The following is a 14,932-nucleotide window of genomic DNA, read 5'->3' as shown; positions in this document are numbered from 1 at the left end:
GACCTACATAGGTCTTTCAACCATATAACCAATACCTCTAATATTTATAATAAAATCCTCTTTTAAAACTTTTTTAACTCTATTTACTTCAGCTCTAATAGTTGCATTATCTATATAATCATCATTCCAGACATAATCTCTAAACATATCATAATTACAAACTAAACTTCTATTAGCAGCAAGTAAATCTATAATTTGGATTTGCCTTTTAGGTAGAATATGAGGTTCTTTATTAAAATATAAAATCATTTCTTTTGAATCATAACTATATGATTCCGAAAGTCTTTTATGCTCTTGTGGTACAAGTCTTGTTTTTAAAATTTTATTAATTCTTAGGGTTAATTCTTTTAAATGAAAGGGTTTTTTTAAGTAATCATGGCAGCCAATGTCAAAAGCTCTAGTGATATCTTCTATATCAATAAGTGCAGAAATAAATATAGTTGGAACCATCTTTTTTTGTTTGTGTAAATCTTCCAAAATTGATAAACCATCTTGATCTGGAACATTTATATCAAATACCAAAAGGTCAAAACTTTCATTATTTAGAGACTCTATACATGAGTTTCCATCAATTACGGAAATAATTTTATGCCCTGTTGATTCAAGGTATTGAGTAATTGCTTTATTTAACATAATATCGTCTTCAAGTAATAATATTTTCATTTACATCCTTTAAACGAGTAAGAAAAAGTTGTTTGTTCTATATTTGAATTTACTTTAATTAAAACACCTTCTTCTTCACAAATTCTTTTTACTAAGTTTAAACCTAGTCCAAAACCATCCTTTGAATGTTCTTCTCTGTAATATTCTTCAAATATTTTTTTAGGATTTTGTATCCTTCTTGACTTACTTGAAACAGAGAACCTTATACATTCACCTTCACTTTCTAAGTCTACTTTTATTATTTCACCTTCATAAGAATACTTAATAGCATTTGTAAGGGTATTATCAATAATTCTTTGGAGTTTACTCTCACTAAAATCTATAAAAACCTTAACTTTATTACTTCTAAATAAAAATCTTGAATTAGTCATATTTGCAGCAACATTTCTAAAAAAATTTACTCTACTTCTAACAAAATCAATTAAATCAATAGTATAAACCTTATATTCTACTTGGTCTTTTTTTACAAGATAACTTAAATCATCATAAATTGAAAAAAGATTTTTAATAGCAACTTCAATATTTTCTAGATATTTATTTTTACCAAATTCCATTTCATGTAAATCAATATTACTCATAATTACAGATAAAGGAGTATTTGTTTCATGAACAGAATGTTTTAAAAATAATTTTTGATTTTTTAAAAGAGTTTCAGAATATTCAATTTGTTTTTGTAGGGCAATTGCCTGTTCATTTTGATCTTTTGCACTTTGTTGAATTAGGCTAGTTAAAGCTTGAATTGTTTTTGCATAAGAAATATCCTGAGTATTACTAATATTGTTAGATAGTATAGGTTTTTCAACTGATTGAGGGTTTTCAGAAAGACCAACTAAGGTAATTGTTTGATTCATTAATTCATTTTTGTTGTTTTCATGGAAAAACTCGGCATTTGTAAAAAAACCTGAAGTAGTAGCTATTGAAGTGAAAGGTTCAATTTCTAGTAAAGTAAGCTTTTGCATATACCTACGCCTTGCCATACAAGAATAAATAAAAAAACTCTCAGTAGGGTGAGAGTCTATATCTTCTAAATATTTAAAAGGAGTATTAATAATTAGTTCAGCATCAGCAATACCTAATCTTACCTTATCTCCTTCTCTTAATCCACCACCACAACCTAAGCTTCCATCTGGATATCTTGTGACAGCTGCTCTTGCTATTGATATACCTGCTTTTTTAATCATTAATGGAAATTCTGTAAAAGTATGTAAGTTACCATTTCCTAAATATTTTTTATAAAAGTCAATTGCTTTCATACCTGATATTCTATAAATTCTATTACCTTCAATCTTATCAATTGTATGTTCTATACCTATAGGAGACCAACCATGTTTTATATCATTTTTAACTTGTAAAATATCAGAGTTTAATGAAACTGCAACAGCTCCTTTATCAATTATTGTTTTTCCTGCACTAATATAAGTTTTTGAAAATTTTCCATTGTCTCCTGCCATTCCTCCACAAACCATAATTGAATTATTAAAAGAACTAATTCCTTTTAAATAATCCTCTCCATTTGTAGAAGTACTATCTGTAAAAGTAATAATTAATTTTGTATTATCTGTAATAATGTCTTTTGCAATTTCATAACCATTTTCAAAAGAATTCTCACTATTTTTTATTGATATTTTTAAAGTAGTATTTTCAAAAACAGAAATAGCTACCATTGTTCCTAAAGTTGAAACGTTATTATCTTTTATTTCTCCATCTGTTGTAGAACCAATACAAATGGCTTGGGGAAGATGTTTATTTAATAAATTAGTAATATACTCCAAAGTACTTATGTTTTGACCACAAAAAATTTGTATAAGTATATTTTTTTTATTTTTAAATAAAGAATAATCTATTTCATTTTGAAATTGATTATTTTGATATATATAATTGTAAGTTTTCATCTTATAATTGTAGCATAAAATAAAATGAAAATTTACAAAAAAAGGAAGAAATTTTCAATGCTATGTTAATGCTACTATACCCACAGAATAAGGCTTTTGTTGACAAAAATACTTCGCTATATTCATGCTATAAAATTGGCTATATTGAGGCTATAAAATTAAAGTAGAATTTCATTACAGAAAAAGTTTGGCTTACAAAATTTTTCATGTTTTAAATTAACATTAAAAGGAAAAAAAATGGTATTTAATAAACCAAATTTCAAACCTCAGTATGAGAACTTTATTGGTGGGGAGTGGGTTGCTCCAAAAAGTGGTGAATATTTTGATAATGTATCTCCTGTTGATGGAGATGTTTTAACAAGAATCCCAAGGTCAAATGAAGAAGATGTTGAATTAGCTGTTCAAGCAGCAAAAACTGCTTTTGAATCTTATAAAAAAACTTCAGTAATAGAAAGAAGTACAATGCTAAATAAAGTTGCAGATGCAATTGAAGCAAATCTTGAAGCTTTAGCTATTGCTGAAACATTAGATAATGGTAAAACAGTAAGAGAAACTTTAAATGCAGATGTTCCTTTAGTTGTTGATCACTTTAGATATTTTGCTTCAGTAATTAGAGCAGAGTCAGGTACTGTTTCTGATTTAGATGAAACTACAGTATCACAAGAAATTTATGAGCCATATGGAGTTGTTGCACAAATTATTCCTTGGAACTTCCCATTATTAATGGCTGCTTGGAAATTGGCTCCTGCATTAGCTGCTGGAAATTGTGTAGTTATGAAACCAGCATCAGCTACTCCAAAATCAATTCTTTTATTAATGGAAACTATTCAAGATGTTCTTCCAAAAGGTGTTGTAAATATTATTAATGGTTCAGGTGGAAAAATAGGTAAATATTTATCAACACACCCAGATGTAAAAAAAGTAGGATTTACTGGTGAAACTACTACAGGTCAGTTAATTATGCAATATGCAACTGAAAATATTATTCCTTCTACTTTAGAGCTTGGTGGAAAATCTCCAAATGTATTCTTTGAGTCAATTATGGATGCAGACGATGAGTTTTTTGATAAAGCAATTGAAGGTTTAGTTTTATTTGCATTTAACTCAGGGGAAGTTTGTACTTGCCCATCAAGAGCCTTAATTCAAGAATCAATTTATGAACCATTTATGAAAAGAGTATTAGAAAGAATCGAAGCAATTAAATTAGGTGATCCTTTGGATACTGAAAATATGATGGGTGCTCAGTGTTCTCAAAGTCAAAAAGAAAAGATTTTAGAATATATTAAAATTGGTAAAGAAGAAGGTGCTGAGTGTCTAATCGGTGGTGAAGCTTATGAATCAGCTAAACATCCAAATGGATATTATATTAAACCTACAATCTTTAAAGGTCATAATAAAATGAGAATATTCCAAGAAGAAATTTTTGGACCAGTTCTAGCTGTAACAACTTTTAAAGATGAAGAAGAAGCAATAGAAATTGCAAATGATACTATTTATGGACTTGGTTCTGGTGTATGGTCAAGGGATGCGCATCAATTACATAAAGTAAGTAGAGCAATTGAAGCAGGTAGAGTTTGGGTAAATTGTTACCACTTATATCCTTCTCATGCTTCATTTGGTGGATATAAAAAATCAGGTATTGGTAGAGAAACTCATATGATGATGTTAAATTCTTATAGACATACAAAAAATATCTTAACTTCTTACAGTAAAAATGCTTTAGGATTTTTTTAATAGATAGTTAAAATATAATATTTGGGCTGGGGAAGTACTCCTTTCCTAATCTTTCCTAGCTATCCCCAGCCTTATATTTTTAAAGGATATGAAATGAAAATAAAAAGAGTAATTGCAACTGATGAAGCAAAAAAAGTAATTGAGTTATTAAAAGAAAAACATGGAGAACTTGTTTTTAACCAAAGTGGAGGATGTTGTGATGGTACTGCTCCCATGTGTTATGAAAAAACAGATTTTTATGTACCAAGTAGAAATGTGAAATTGGGAGAAATCTGTAATTGTGAATTTTTTATTGACCACGAACAATTTGAGTATTTTAGACACTCTCAGATAATAGTTGATGTAAAAAAAGAACAAGGTGCTTTTGGAAACTCTTTTTCTTTGGAAATTGATGAAGGATACCAATTTCTTACAAAATCAAGAATTTTTAGTGATGAAGAGTATAGAAGAGTATAAAAGTTTAGAAAATTAATTTTTATACTTTATTCTTCCCTTGTAACAAGGGCTAAGTTATTTAAATTATATTTTTGAAGTAAATCTAAAATTTTTACAACTCTTTCATATTCAACTTTTTTATCAATTCTAATTATTATAGGTTTTTTATTATTTTTGATTTCTTTTAAATTATCTTCAAGTGATTCAAAAGATACTTCAATCCCTTTTATGGCAAGTTTGTTTCTATTTACTTCTATAAAAACTTGGTCTTCATCAATTTTTGTAGCCTTTGCATCTGCTTCAGGTAAATCAAGCATAAGAGCAAGTTCATCTTTTTTGAATACTGAAGTAACAATAAAAAATATTAGAAGAATAAAAACAACATCAATAATAGGTGTTAAGTCTATTCCTAAGTGCTCTCTTCGTTTCATTCTTCACCTATAATTTCTTTTTTTGCTTTTAATTCTATTGCATCAATAAGTGAAATGAAATGATTATATGCGATATGATGAGGAATAGCTACAATAAGTCCTGCAATAGTTGTAATAAGTGCAATAGAAATACCACTAGAAAAAATAGTTGGATCGCCTAAACCTTTTTGTGTAATTGCTTCAAATGATTGATAAACACCATAAACTGTCCCTAAAAGACCAAGTAAAGGTGCAACAGAAGCAATATTTTTAATATAAGTTAGTCCACTTTCTAATCTTTTTACTTCATATTCAATTTGTATTTCTAAAGTTGCAAGATTATGTTTATTAATTTTTGTTTTTATTTTTTCTATCATTGCTCTTTTTCTTGGGATTGTAAAAAATTTCCAAAAAATAATTGTAAAACCAATAATATTTAAAAAGATTAGAATATAAACAATTATCCCACCTTTTTCAATATAATCCATAATTTCCATAAATATTTTCCTATTTTTATTTTTTTGTAATTTTAGTATAATATTGTTAATGAATTGTATAAACTCCCCAATAGAAGAAATTAAATTTAAAAATCAAAATATATATTTAAAAAGAGATGACCTTTTAGATGAACATTTTTCAGGTAATAAAGCACGAAAGTTTTACTATTATTTAGTAAGTGACTTAAAAGATATAGAAAAAATTATAAGTTTTGGTTCTGCCCAAGCAAACTCTTTGTACTCTTTATCTGTTTTAGGAAAGATGAAAAATCTTAATATTGATTTTTATGTAAATCATATTAGTTCATATCTAAAAGAAAATCCTCATGGAAACTACAAGGCTGCTTTAAAAAATGGTGTAAATATAATCGAAGATGAAAATTTTGATTTTGAAAAATATGAGTTGAATAAAAATGAAATTTTAATTGAAGAAGGAGCAAGGGTAAAAGAAGCTGAATTTGGTATAAAAATATTAGCACAAGAGATTAAAAAGTGGGCAGAAGAAAATAAAATAAAAAATCTAAAAGTATTTTTACCAAGTGGCACTGGAACAACTGCTGTTTTTTTACAAAAACATTTAAATTTTGAAGTTTTTACAGTAGCTTGTGTTGGGGGAAGTGAGTATTTAAAAAAACAATTTTTTCACTTGGAAAGTAATGAAAAATTTCATCCAAAAATAATAGAAATGCCAAAAAAATATCACTTTGGGAAACTTTATAGAGAGTTTTATGAAGCTTATAATGAATTATTAGTAACTACAAAAATAGAGTTTGATTTACTTTATGATCCCTTAGGTTTTTTAAGTATGCAAAAATATTTAGAAAGTAATATAAAAAAGGATGAAATTCTATATATTCATCAAGGTGGAATATTAGGAAATGAGAGTATGAAAGCTCGATATGAGAGAAAATTCAATAAGTAAAAAAGAAATTAACTTATGTCATTTATTTTTTTACTTTTTTTTAGCTATAATATATGATTTTAAAGATTTATAAATATATTTGGGAATAAAATTTGAGTAAAAAAAATAATATTATACTTGTTGGTTTTATGGGAGTTGGTAAAGGAACAGTTGCTAGAGCTTTAGTTAAAGCAAGTGATTACTTCGCAATTGATACTGATGATTTAATTGAAAGTGTTGAGAATAGAAGAGTTAAAAAAATTTTTGAAGAAGAGGGTGAACCTTACTTTAGAAATTTAGAAAAAAAGTGTGCTCTTTGGCTTGAAAAAAATGTTGATAATACAATTATCTCAACAGGTGGAGGATTTTTTAAACAAGAAAATATCCATAGAATAGGAACAATAATCTATTTAGAATCAAGCTTTGATGGGATTTTAAATAGAATACATTCTGCACCTAATGCAAAAGCAAAACTTAAAAAAAGACCTCTTTTAAGTAATTTAGAAGAAGCAAAAAAACTTTATAATCAAAGAGTTGAAGATTACAAAAAAGTTTCAGATATAACAGTAAATGTTGAAAACAAAGATTTGAATTTAATAGTAGAAGAAATTTTAGGAAAAGTAAATGAAAATAATTAATACAAATGATGCAAACTTTAAACAAGAGTTTGAAAATATTTTAGCAAGAGCGAAAACTGATATTAAAGAGGTATCATCAATTGTAACTTCAATAATTGATGAAATCGTAGAAGATGGAAATGAAGCTTTAAAAAAACACATTGAAAAATTTGATAAATGGGAAGTTAAAAGTGACGAAGAACTTCAAATTTCAAAAGATGATATGAAAAAAGCTTATGAAAATATTGATGAAAAACTAAAAGAAGCTTTACATATTGCATACGATAGAATCAAAACTTATCACGAAAAACAACTTCCAAAATCTTGGATTGACTTTGAAAAAAATGGAACAATCTTAGGACAAAAAGTAACTCCTGTAGATAGAGCTGGGCTTTATATTCCTGGTGGAAAAGCTGCATATCCAAGTAGCTTACTTATGAATGCAATTCCTGCAATTGTTGCTGGTGTTGAAGAGATTGTAGTTTGTACTCCAACTCCAAACAATGAAGTAAATGAGTTATTGCTAGCTGCATGTTATATTTGTGGTATTGAAAAAGCTTTTAAAGTAGGTGGAGCATCTGCTGTTGCTGCTATGGCTTATGGTACTGAAACTATTCCAAAGGTTGATGTAATTACTGGTCCTGGTAATATTTTCGTTGCAACTGCTAAAAAGTTAGTATTTGGAGAGGTTCATATTGATATGATTGCAGGGCCTTCTGAAATTGGAATTTTAGCTGATAGTACAGCTAAACCAAAATATTTAGCAATTGACCTTTTATCACAAGCTGAGCATGATGAGATGGCAAGTTCTATTATGATTACTATTGATGAAGAAGTTGCAAAACAAACAAGTATTGAAGTAGAAAACTATTTACAAACTCTAAGTAGAGAAGAAATAGCTAGAAAATCAATTGAAGATAGAGGAGCTATTATTGTTGCTTCTTCTATGGATGAAGCAATTGAACTTATGAATGAGATTGCCCCAGAACACTTAGAAGTTATGACAGCAAACTCTTTTGAGCTTTTACCAAAGATTAAACATGCCGGAGCAATTTTCCTAGGTGAAAATACTCCTGAACCAATAGGTGATTATATTGCTGGACCAAACCACACACTTCCTACTGGAAGTACAGCTAAATTTTATAGTCCTTTAAATGTTGAAAATTTCTTAAAGAAAAGTTCAATTATCAACTTTTCTAAACAAGCAATTGATGAGTTAGGTGAAGCTTGTGCCTTACTTGCTGATACAGAAGGTTTAACAGCTCACGCAAAATCTGTTAGAGTAAGACTGGAAGATAAATAGTCATGGAAAAGAACTGGCTTTTAGAAGATGAAGATGATATCTTCACAGGAACACCAAAGTCTAAATATTTTGATGTAACAAGACAAGCAAGTAAAGAGGTTGTTGAAGATGAATTTGACAAGCTTCTAGAAAAAGTTGCTGTTATGGAAAAACTTTTAACAGAAGTTAAAGGTGAAGATTTCGATATTAACAATGAAGTTAGAACACAAGTTTTAACAAACAGCGAAGAGATTGAAAGAATGAAAAAAGGTCTGTACTTAGAGCTTACAGGCGATATTATTTGTAGATTAGATTCATAAGGTTAAAAGTGGAAGAGTTACAAGAAGTTAAAAACAAAATAAGAAGTTTCATTGAAGAGTGTAACGACGAAAAGAGTTTAGAGTTATTAGACAAGTTAGCAACTGGAAAGATGTTGAGGTCTAAACTTATTTTGAAAATTGCAGGTGTAAACGAAGAATCAATCAAACTTTGTGCAGTAGTTGAGATGATTCATGCAGCATCACTTCTACATGATGATGTTATTGATGAAGCTGATACTAGAAGAGGAAAGCCATCAATCAATGCCTTATATGACAATAAAACTTCAATTATGTTTGGAGATGTTTTATATTCAAAGGCCTTTACTGAACTTTCTCAAATGAATAAGGAAGTAGCATACAATGTTTCAAATGCAGTTACTCTATTAAGTATTGGAGAGATGCTAGATGTTAATTTAACAAATGAGTTTAACTCTTCATATGATAAGTATCTGGATATGATTTATAAAAAGACTGCTTCATTAATAGAAGCAAGTGCAAAATCTGCTGCTATTTTAGCTGGACTAGATAAAGAAAAATATGCACTTTATGGAAAAAACCTTGGACTTGCTTTCCAAATGATTGATGATATTTTAGATATTACTCAAGATAGTGAGACTTTAGGTAAGCCTGCAATGCTTGATTTTGTAGAAGGAAAAGTAACTATTCCTTACCTTTTATTACATGAAAGACTTGAAGATAAAACAAAATTAGAAAGTTTATATAAAAAAGAGTTATCTCAAGATGAGAGCTCTTGGATAAAAGAACAAATGCAAAGTACAAATGCACTTACTGATTCTATTACAAAAGCAAAAGAACTTGGAGTTGAAGCAATTGAAGCAGTAAAAAATGAAAATAATGAATCTTTAATTCAAATTATGAGTGCAATGATTGAAAGAGAGTTTTAATTTATGAGTTATTTATGTATTAGTTTTTCACATAAAAACACTGATATTCAGACAAGAGAAAAACTAGCATTCCCAAATGAAGAAAACAAAGATAGGTTTTTAAAACAAGTATTAAATGAAAGTATTACTGATGAAGCAATATTATTATCAACTTGTAATAGAGTAGAAATAATTGCTTCAGTAAGTAATACAAAACTTGCTTCAAAAAATATTATAGAAAAACTTGCTAATTATTCTAATCTTGAATTTGAAAATCTTTTTGATAGAGCAGATATTTATGAAAATGATGGAGCAATTCACCATTTGTTTTCTGTTGCTTCTGCTTTAGATTCTTTAGTAATTGGTGAAACACAAATTGTAGGACAGTTAAAAGATGCTTTTAGATTTTCATTAGCAAAAAAATACTGTGGACAAAACCTTCCAAGGGCATTACATTATTCTTTTAAATGTGCAGCAGCTGTTAGAAATGCCACAAGTTTAGGAACGGGTTCTGTTTCAGTAGCTTCAACAGCAGTTTCAAAAGCAAAAGAAATTATAGGGGATACAAGTTCAGTAAAAGCACTTGTTATTGGGGCAGGAGAAATGAGTGAACTTACAATTAAACATTTACTTTCTTCTGGTTTTGAAGTAATTTTAATAAGTAGAGATATAAAAAAAGCTAAAATGTTGGCAGATAGTTTTGAACAACATATTCAAGTAGAAGAGTATTCTCATTTAGAAAAGTTACTAAATCATATACCAGTTATGATTACTGCAACTGCAGCACCATACCCCATTATTAAACAAGAAATGGTAAATGACTGTGCTTTTGATAGATTTTGGTTTGACATAGCAGTACCAAGAGATATTGATGATATTGAATCTCCTAATTTAGATATTTATTCAGTAGATGATTTACAAGATATAGTTGATGAGAATATGACTTTAAGAGCAAAACAAGCAAAAACAGCTTATTCAATTGTAAATAAAATGTCTATGGAGTTTTTTGAATGGCTTAAATCTCTTGAAGTAGAACCGATAATAAAACATATGTATGTAAAAGGTGATACTGTAATAGATAAAAAACTTAAAAATGCTATAAAAAAAGGTTTTATAAAAGCGGAAGATGAAGAAAATATTAAAAAACTTTGTCAAACAGTTTTAACTGAATATTTACATGAACCTTCATTACGATTAAAAACTATCTCAAAAGATAGTCAATGTGATCTTGTTGTGGGAACTGTACAGTCAATTTTTGGATTAAATGATAATTTAAGTGTATTTAATAAATGCGAACATGCAATAAAAAATAATGAATAGGATAAAAATAATATGAAATTTTCTCAAATGTTTATACCAACTACAAAAGAAACTCCAAATGATGCAACTTTGCCATCACATCAATTTTTGATTAGAGGTGGATTTGTTTGTCAAACAGGAGCTGGTATTTATGATTATATGCCTTTAGGGAAAATAGTACTAGATAAAATAAGAAAAGTTGTAAAAGAAGAAATGGATAAAAGTGGTGCAAATGAAGTACAGTTTGGTTTTGTAACACCTTTATCACTGTGGGAAGAATCTGGACGAGCTACAACTATGGGAACAGAATTATTAAGATTTAAAGATAGAAAAAATGCTGATTTTGTACTAAGCCCAACAAATGAAGAAGCAGTTGTAAATATGGTAAAAAATAGAATTACTTCATATAAAGATTTACCAGTTAATCTTTATCAAATTAATACCAAATTTAGAGATGAAGCAAGACCTAGATTTGGACTTATGAGAGGACGAGAATTCCTAATGAAAGATGCTTATTCTTTCCATAGTAGTGCTGAAGATTTAAAAAGAGAGTTTGATCTTATGGAGCAAACTTATAAGAATGTTTATACCAGATTAGGACTTGACTTTAGAGTTGTTGATGCAGATTCAGGAGCTATTGGTGGAAGTGGTTCAAAAGAGTTTATGGTACTTGCTGATAGTGGAGAAGATACAATCGTTGTATGTCCTGATTGTGAGTATGGTGCAAATATTGAAGCAGCAACTAGAGCTAAAAGAGTTGTACCAAATTGGCAAGAAACTACTAATACTCCAATTTCACAAGAGAAAGTTTTAACTGAAGGAATGAAAACTATTGAAGAGGTTTCAAATTTCTTAAGTACTTCTCAAGCTCAATCAATCAAAGCTGTAATGAAAAAAGCTGTTTATGAAGAAAACACTGAGATTGTTGTTTTCTTTGTAAGAGGGAATGATGAGTTAGAAGAGACAAAAGCGTGTAATGCTGTAAATGCTTTAGAATTAGTAGATGCTAATGAAGATGAGATTAAAGAAGCTGGTTTAGTTGCTGGATATTGTGGACCATTTGGATTACCTGAAAATATCAACTTTGTTGTAGATGAAGAAATAAAAGATGAAGTTGGCTTAGTTTGTGGAGCAAATGAAGAAGATTATCACTTTACAGGAACTGATTTATCAACTTTAAAAGATGTTAAATATTTTGATCTTATAGCTGTACAAGAAGGTGATACATGTTCTTGTTGTGGTGGAAAATTACAATATACAAAAGGTATTGAAGCAGGTCATATCTTCCAATTGGGTTCAAAATACTCTGAAGCAATGGATGCAACATTTTTAGATGAAAATGGGAAAGCAAAACCATTTGAAATGGGATGTTATGGTATTGGTGTAAGTAGGCTTGTTGCAGCAGTAATTGAACAAAACCATGATGAAAAAGGTGCTATCTGGACAAAAGAAACTGCACCATTTTTAGTAGATATTATTGTGTCAAATGCTAAAAAAGATGATGAGTTGGAAGCTGGACTTAAAATTTATGAAGATTTAAAAGCCTTAAATATTGAAACAATCATAGATGATAGAAAAAAGGAGAGATTTGGATTTAAAATGTCAGATTTTGAACTTATAGGTTTCCCTTATGCAATAGTGGTAGGAAAGAAACTAAAAGATGGTTTTGTTGAAATAATTGATAGAATGACTTTAGAAAAAGAAGAAGTCGAAATTAATAGAGTAAGTCAAATTATTTTTGAGAAAATAAAAAATTAATTAAGGAAAAAAAATGGAAGACAGTGTACAAATTGTGACGGATATGATTGGTATTTATGCTTTAAATATTGCACTTGCAATTATTATATTTGTTATAGGGAAATATATAGCTAGAAAGCTTACTGATGTATTTTCTAGTTTTATGACAAAAAAGAAAAATATGGATGAGACTTTAGTAAAATTTCTTGATGATATAATTTACTATATCTTAATGGTAGTAGTTATTTTAACTTCTTTAAAACAGTTAGGAATAGATACAACTTCTTTCTTTGCAATTTTAGGTGCTGCAGGTCTTGCTATTGGTTTAGCGCTTAAAGATTCTTTAGGAAATTTTGCTTCTGGTGTTATGATTATCTTCTTTAAACCTTTTAAAGTAGGGGATTTTGTTGAGGCTGGTGGAACAACTGGTACAGTTGAAGAAGTAGGGATTTTTACAACTATTTTTAAAACACCAGACAATCAAAAAATTATTGTACCAAATGGAGCTATTACAAGTGAAAAGATTAAAAATGTAAATGCTCATGATACAAGAAGGGTTGATTTAGTAGTTGGCATTGGATATGAAGATGATATCAAGAAAGCTAAAGAGGTTTTAAACTCAATTGTTGAAGCAGATGTAAGAGTTTTAAAAGAAAAAGGTATTACTGTTGCAGTTTCTGAACTAGCAGATTCTTCTGTAAATTTTGTAGTTAGAGCTTGGGTTAATACACCTGATTATTGGAATGTAAAATTTGATTTAACAGAACAAGTTAAATTAACTTTTGATAAAGAAGGTATTTCAATTCCTTTCCCTCAAAGAGATGTTCATATCTACAACGAAAAAAATTAATATTCCTAATATATTAGAAAAAATTCTAATTAGCCTTAATAAAGCCAAGATAAAACCTATCTTGGTAGGAGGCTGTGTTAGGGACTCCTTATTAAATATACCTAATAAAGATTTTGATATTGAACTATTTAATTGTAATAATTTAGATACTGTTCAAAAAATTTTAGAAAAATTTGGTAGTGTAAAACAAGTTGGTAAATCTTTTGGTGTACTAATCTTAGATACTGGAACTTATCATTTTGATTTTGCTCTTGCAAGAGTAGAAAAGAAAACAGGCAATGGACATAAAGATTTTGAAGTTACAGTTGATTCTAATCTTACTTTTGAAGAGGCCAGTTTAAGAAGAGATTTTACAATTAATTCTATTGGATATGACTATTTTGAAGATAACTATTTAGATCCTAATGAGGGCTTAAAAGATTTAGAAAATAGAACTTTAAGACATATAAAAGATGAAACTTTTATTGAAGACCCTTTAAGAGTTTACCGAGCTGTTCAATTTATTTCAAGATTTAATTTAACTATAGATAAAAAAACTTTCTCTTTATGTAAACAATTAGTAGAAGATGATGAATTAAAATATTTGCCTAAAGAAAGAGTTTATGAAGAGTTTAAAAAATTATTTTTAAAATCAAAAAAACCTTCTATGGGATTTAATCTTTTAAAAGATTTAGGAGTTTTAGAGTATTTCCCTGAATTAAAAGTATTAGTTGGATGTATACAAGATAAAGAGTATCATCCAGAAGGAGACGTTTGGGTTCATACTTTGATGACACTTGATGAAATGGCAAAGTATAAGACAGGCAATGAATATAGAGATCTATATTTATTTTACGCTCTTCTTTGTCATGATTTAGGAAAACCCTTTTGTACAGAAGTTACTAATGAAGGTAGAGTTACTTCTCATAAACATGAAGCTCTAGGCGTTGAGCCTACAATTAATTTTTTAAGTAGATTAACTGATGAAAAAAAGTTTATCGAAAAAGTTGTTCCACTTGTAAAAAACCATCTTACACCTTTTCAACTTTACAAAGCTGAATCAAGTTTAAAAGCAGTAAAAAGACTCTCTTTAAAATGTTCTATTGAAGACCTTTGTATAGTTTGTCTTGCTGATTGCAAAGGAAGAACAATTCCTGATAAAGATAAATGCGATAAAGCCATCTCTTGGGTTTTAGAAAAAGCAAGAGAACTAAATATCTCAGATGAAGGCTTAAAACCATTAGTACAAGGAAGAGATTTAATATCCCTTGGAATGAAACCATCAAAAGAGTTTAAAGATATTTTAGATTATGCTCTAAACCTTCAAATAGATGAAAGCTTAGAGAAAGAAGAGATTTTAAAAAGAATTAAATTAAAATTCCTTTAGGATAACCTTTACATTTATTTAATTATATTATCAAAAAAAATGAGG

The 14,932-nt window shown here is 28.5% G+C and carries 15 protein-coding genes; 11 read left to right on the top strand and 4 right to left on the bottom strand.

The window, feature by feature from the left end:
- Positions 1-3: 3 nt before the first annotated feature.
- On the bottom strand, positions 4-663 hold the full coding sequence (locus CP965_RS05090) for a response regulator transcription factor (protein WP_129060996.1): 660 nt from the start codon (positions 661-663) through the stop codon (positions 4-6).
- Positions 660-2,555: an FIST N-terminal domain-containing protein gene (locus tag CP965_RS05085; RefSeq protein ID WP_129060995.1), complete on the bottom strand. Its 1,896-nt coding sequence runs from the start codon at positions 2,553-2,555 to the stop codon at positions 660-662. The genes CP965_RS05090 and CP965_RS05085 overlap by 4 nt, the downstream gene beginning before the upstream one ends.
- 237 nt (positions 2,556-2,792) lie before the next feature.
- On the opposite strand from CP965_RS05085, the gene CP965_RS05080 reads away from it, so the two are divergent.
- Together CP965_RS05080 and CP965_RS05075 are read left to right on the top strand one after the other, a co-directional pair.
- The gene (locus tag CP965_RS05080; protein WP_129060994.1) at positions 2,793-4,289 is read left to right on the top strand and encodes an aldehyde dehydrogenase family protein; all 1,497 of its coding nucleotides are present in this window, start codon (positions 2,793-2,795) and stop codon (positions 4,287-4,289) included.
- A 93-nt stretch (positions 4,290-4,382) separates the two neighbouring features.
- Positions 4,383-4,745, top strand: a complete 363-nt coding sequence (locus CP965_RS05075; RefSeq protein WP_129060993.1) for a DUF779 domain-containing protein — start codon at positions 4,383-4,385, stop codon at positions 4,743-4,745.
- 26 nt (positions 4,746-4,771) lie between these two features.
- Here CP965_RS05075 and CP965_RS05070 read toward each other — a convergent pair whose 3' ends face one another.
- Together CP965_RS05070 and CP965_RS05065 are read right to left on the bottom strand one after the other, a co-directional pair.
- Complete coding sequence (locus tag CP965_RS05070) at positions 4,772-5,155, bottom strand: ExbD/TolR family protein (protein WP_129060992.1); 384 nt, start codon at positions 5,153-5,155, stop codon at positions 4,772-4,774.
- Positions 5,152-5,622 carry a MotA/TolQ/ExbB proton channel family protein gene (locus CP965_RS05065; RefSeq protein ID WP_407646397.1) on the bottom strand — a complete coding sequence of 157 codons (471 nt, stop codon included), beginning with the start codon at positions 5,620-5,622 and terminating at the stop codon, positions 5,152-5,154. The genes CP965_RS05070 and CP965_RS05065 overlap by 4 nt, the downstream gene beginning before the upstream one ends.
- A gap of 58 nt (positions 5,623-5,680) precedes the next feature.
- On the opposite strand from CP965_RS05065, the gene CP965_RS05060 reads away from it, so the two are divergent.
- The 9 genes from CP965_RS05060 (at position 5,681) to CP965_RS05020 (ending at position 14,887) form a co-directional block, all read left to right on the top strand.
- The gene (locus CP965_RS05060; protein ID WP_129060990.1) at positions 5,681-6,553 is read left to right on the top strand and encodes a 1-aminocyclopropane-1-carboxylate deaminase/D-cysteine desulfhydrase; all 873 of its coding nucleotides are present in this window, start codon (positions 5,681-5,683) and stop codon (positions 6,551-6,553) included.
- A gap of 92 nt (positions 6,554-6,645) precedes the next feature.
- Entirely contained in the window at positions 6,646-7,170 is a 525-nt protein-coding gene (locus tag CP965_RS05055; protein WP_228712677.1) for a shikimate kinase, read from the top strand.
- Positions 7,157-8,452, top strand: a complete 1,296-nt coding sequence (gene hisD / locus CP965_RS05050) for a histidinol dehydrogenase (protein WP_129060989.1) — start codon at positions 7,157-7,159, stop codon at positions 8,450-8,452. The genes CP965_RS05055 and hisD overlap by 14 nt, the downstream gene beginning before the upstream one ends.
- A gap of 2 nt (positions 8,453-8,454) precedes the next feature.
- Positions 8,455-8,751 (top strand): DUF2018 family protein, encoded by a 297-nt coding sequence (locus tag CP965_RS05045; protein ID WP_228712676.1) that lies wholly within the window; start codon positions 8,455-8,457, stop codon positions 8,749-8,751.
- An 8-nt stretch (positions 8,752-8,759) separates the two neighbouring features.
- Positions 8,760-9,656 carry a polyprenyl synthetase family protein gene (locus CP965_RS05040; protein ID WP_129060987.1) on the top strand — a complete coding sequence of 299 codons (897 nt, stop codon included), beginning with the start codon at positions 8,760-8,762 and terminating at the stop codon, positions 9,654-9,656.
- Between the two features lie 3 nt (positions 9,657-9,659).
- On the top strand, positions 9,660-10,955 hold the full coding sequence (hemA, locus tag CP965_RS05035) for a glutamyl-tRNA reductase (RefSeq protein WP_129060986.1): 1,296 nt from the start codon (positions 9,660-9,662) through the stop codon (positions 10,953-10,955).
- Positions 10,956-10,967: 12 nt separating this feature from the next.
- Complete coding sequence (locus CP965_RS05030) at positions 10,968-12,692, top strand: proline--tRNA ligase (RefSeq protein ID WP_129060985.1); 1,725 nt, start codon at positions 10,968-10,970, stop codon at positions 12,690-12,692.
- A 13-nt stretch (positions 12,693-12,705) separates the two neighbouring features.
- Positions 12,706-13,521, top strand: coding sequence for a mechanosensitive ion channel family protein (locus CP965_RS05025; protein ID WP_129060984.1), 816 nt, complete (start codon positions 12,706-12,708; stop codon positions 13,519-13,521).
- Positions 13,493-14,887, top strand: a complete 1,395-nt coding sequence (locus CP965_RS05020) for a CCA tRNA nucleotidyltransferase (RefSeq protein ID WP_129060983.1) — start codon at positions 13,493-13,495, stop codon at positions 14,885-14,887. The genes CP965_RS05025 and CP965_RS05020 overlap by 29 nt, the downstream gene beginning before the upstream one ends.
- Positions 14,888-14,932 lie beyond the last annotated feature (45 nt).

Origin of the sequence: Halarcobacter mediterraneus (assembly GCF_004116625.1) — a bacterium.
In the GTDB taxonomy this organism is placed as follows: Bacteria; Campylobacterota; Campylobacteria; order Campylobacterales; family Arcobacteraceae; genus Halarcobacter; species Halarcobacter mediterraneus.
The sequence above is the reverse complement of the archived record's forward strand: the minus strand, read 5'-3'. Positions and strand labels throughout refer to the sequence as shown.

Coding starts and splice junctions, on each gene's coding strand:
- CP965_RS05030 (WP_129060985.1), top strand. CDS start 10,968: ATGAAATTTTCTCAAATGTTTATACCAACTACAAAAGAAACTCCAAAT.
- CP965_RS05070 (WP_129060992.1), bottom strand. CDS start 5,155: ATGAAACGAAGAGAGCACTTAGGAATAGACTTAACACCTATTATTGAT.
- hisD (WP_129060989.1), top strand. CDS start 7,157: ATGAAAATAATTAATACAAATGATGCAAACTTTAAACAAGAGTTTGAA.
- CP965_RS05020 (WP_129060983.1), top strand. CDS start 13,493: ATGTTCATATCTACAACGAAAAAAATTAATATTCCTAATATATTAGAA.
- CP965_RS05025 (WP_129060984.1), top strand. CDS start 12,706: ATGGAAGACAGTGTACAAATTGTGACGGATATGATTGGTATTTATGCT.
- CP965_RS05080 (WP_129060994.1), top strand. CDS start 2,793: ATGGTATTTAATAAACCAAATTTCAAACCTCAGTATGAGAACTTTATT.
- CP965_RS05090 (WP_129060996.1), bottom strand. CDS start 663: ATGAAAATATTATTACTTGAAGACGATATTATGTTAAATAAAGCAATT.
- hemA (WP_129060986.1), top strand. CDS start 9,660: ATGAGTTATTTATGTATTAGTTTTTCACATAAAAACACTGATATTCAG.
- CP965_RS05075 (WP_129060993.1), top strand. CDS start 4,383: ATGAAAATAAAAAGAGTAATTGCAACTGATGAAGCAAAAAAAGTAATT.
- CP965_RS05065 (WP_407646397.1), bottom strand. CDS start 5,622: ATGGATTATATTGAAAAAGGTGGGATAATTGTTTATATTCTAATCTTT.
- CP965_RS05045 (WP_228712676.1), top strand. CDS start 8,455: ATGGAAAAGAACTGGCTTTTAGAAGATGAAGATGATATCTTCACAGGA.
- CP965_RS05060 (WP_129060990.1), top strand. CDS start 5,681: ATGAATTGTATAAACTCCCCAATAGAAGAAATTAAATTTAAAAATCAA.
- CP965_RS05085 (WP_129060995.1), bottom strand. CDS start 2,555: ATGAAAACTTACAATTATATATATCAAAATAATCAATTTCAAAATGAA.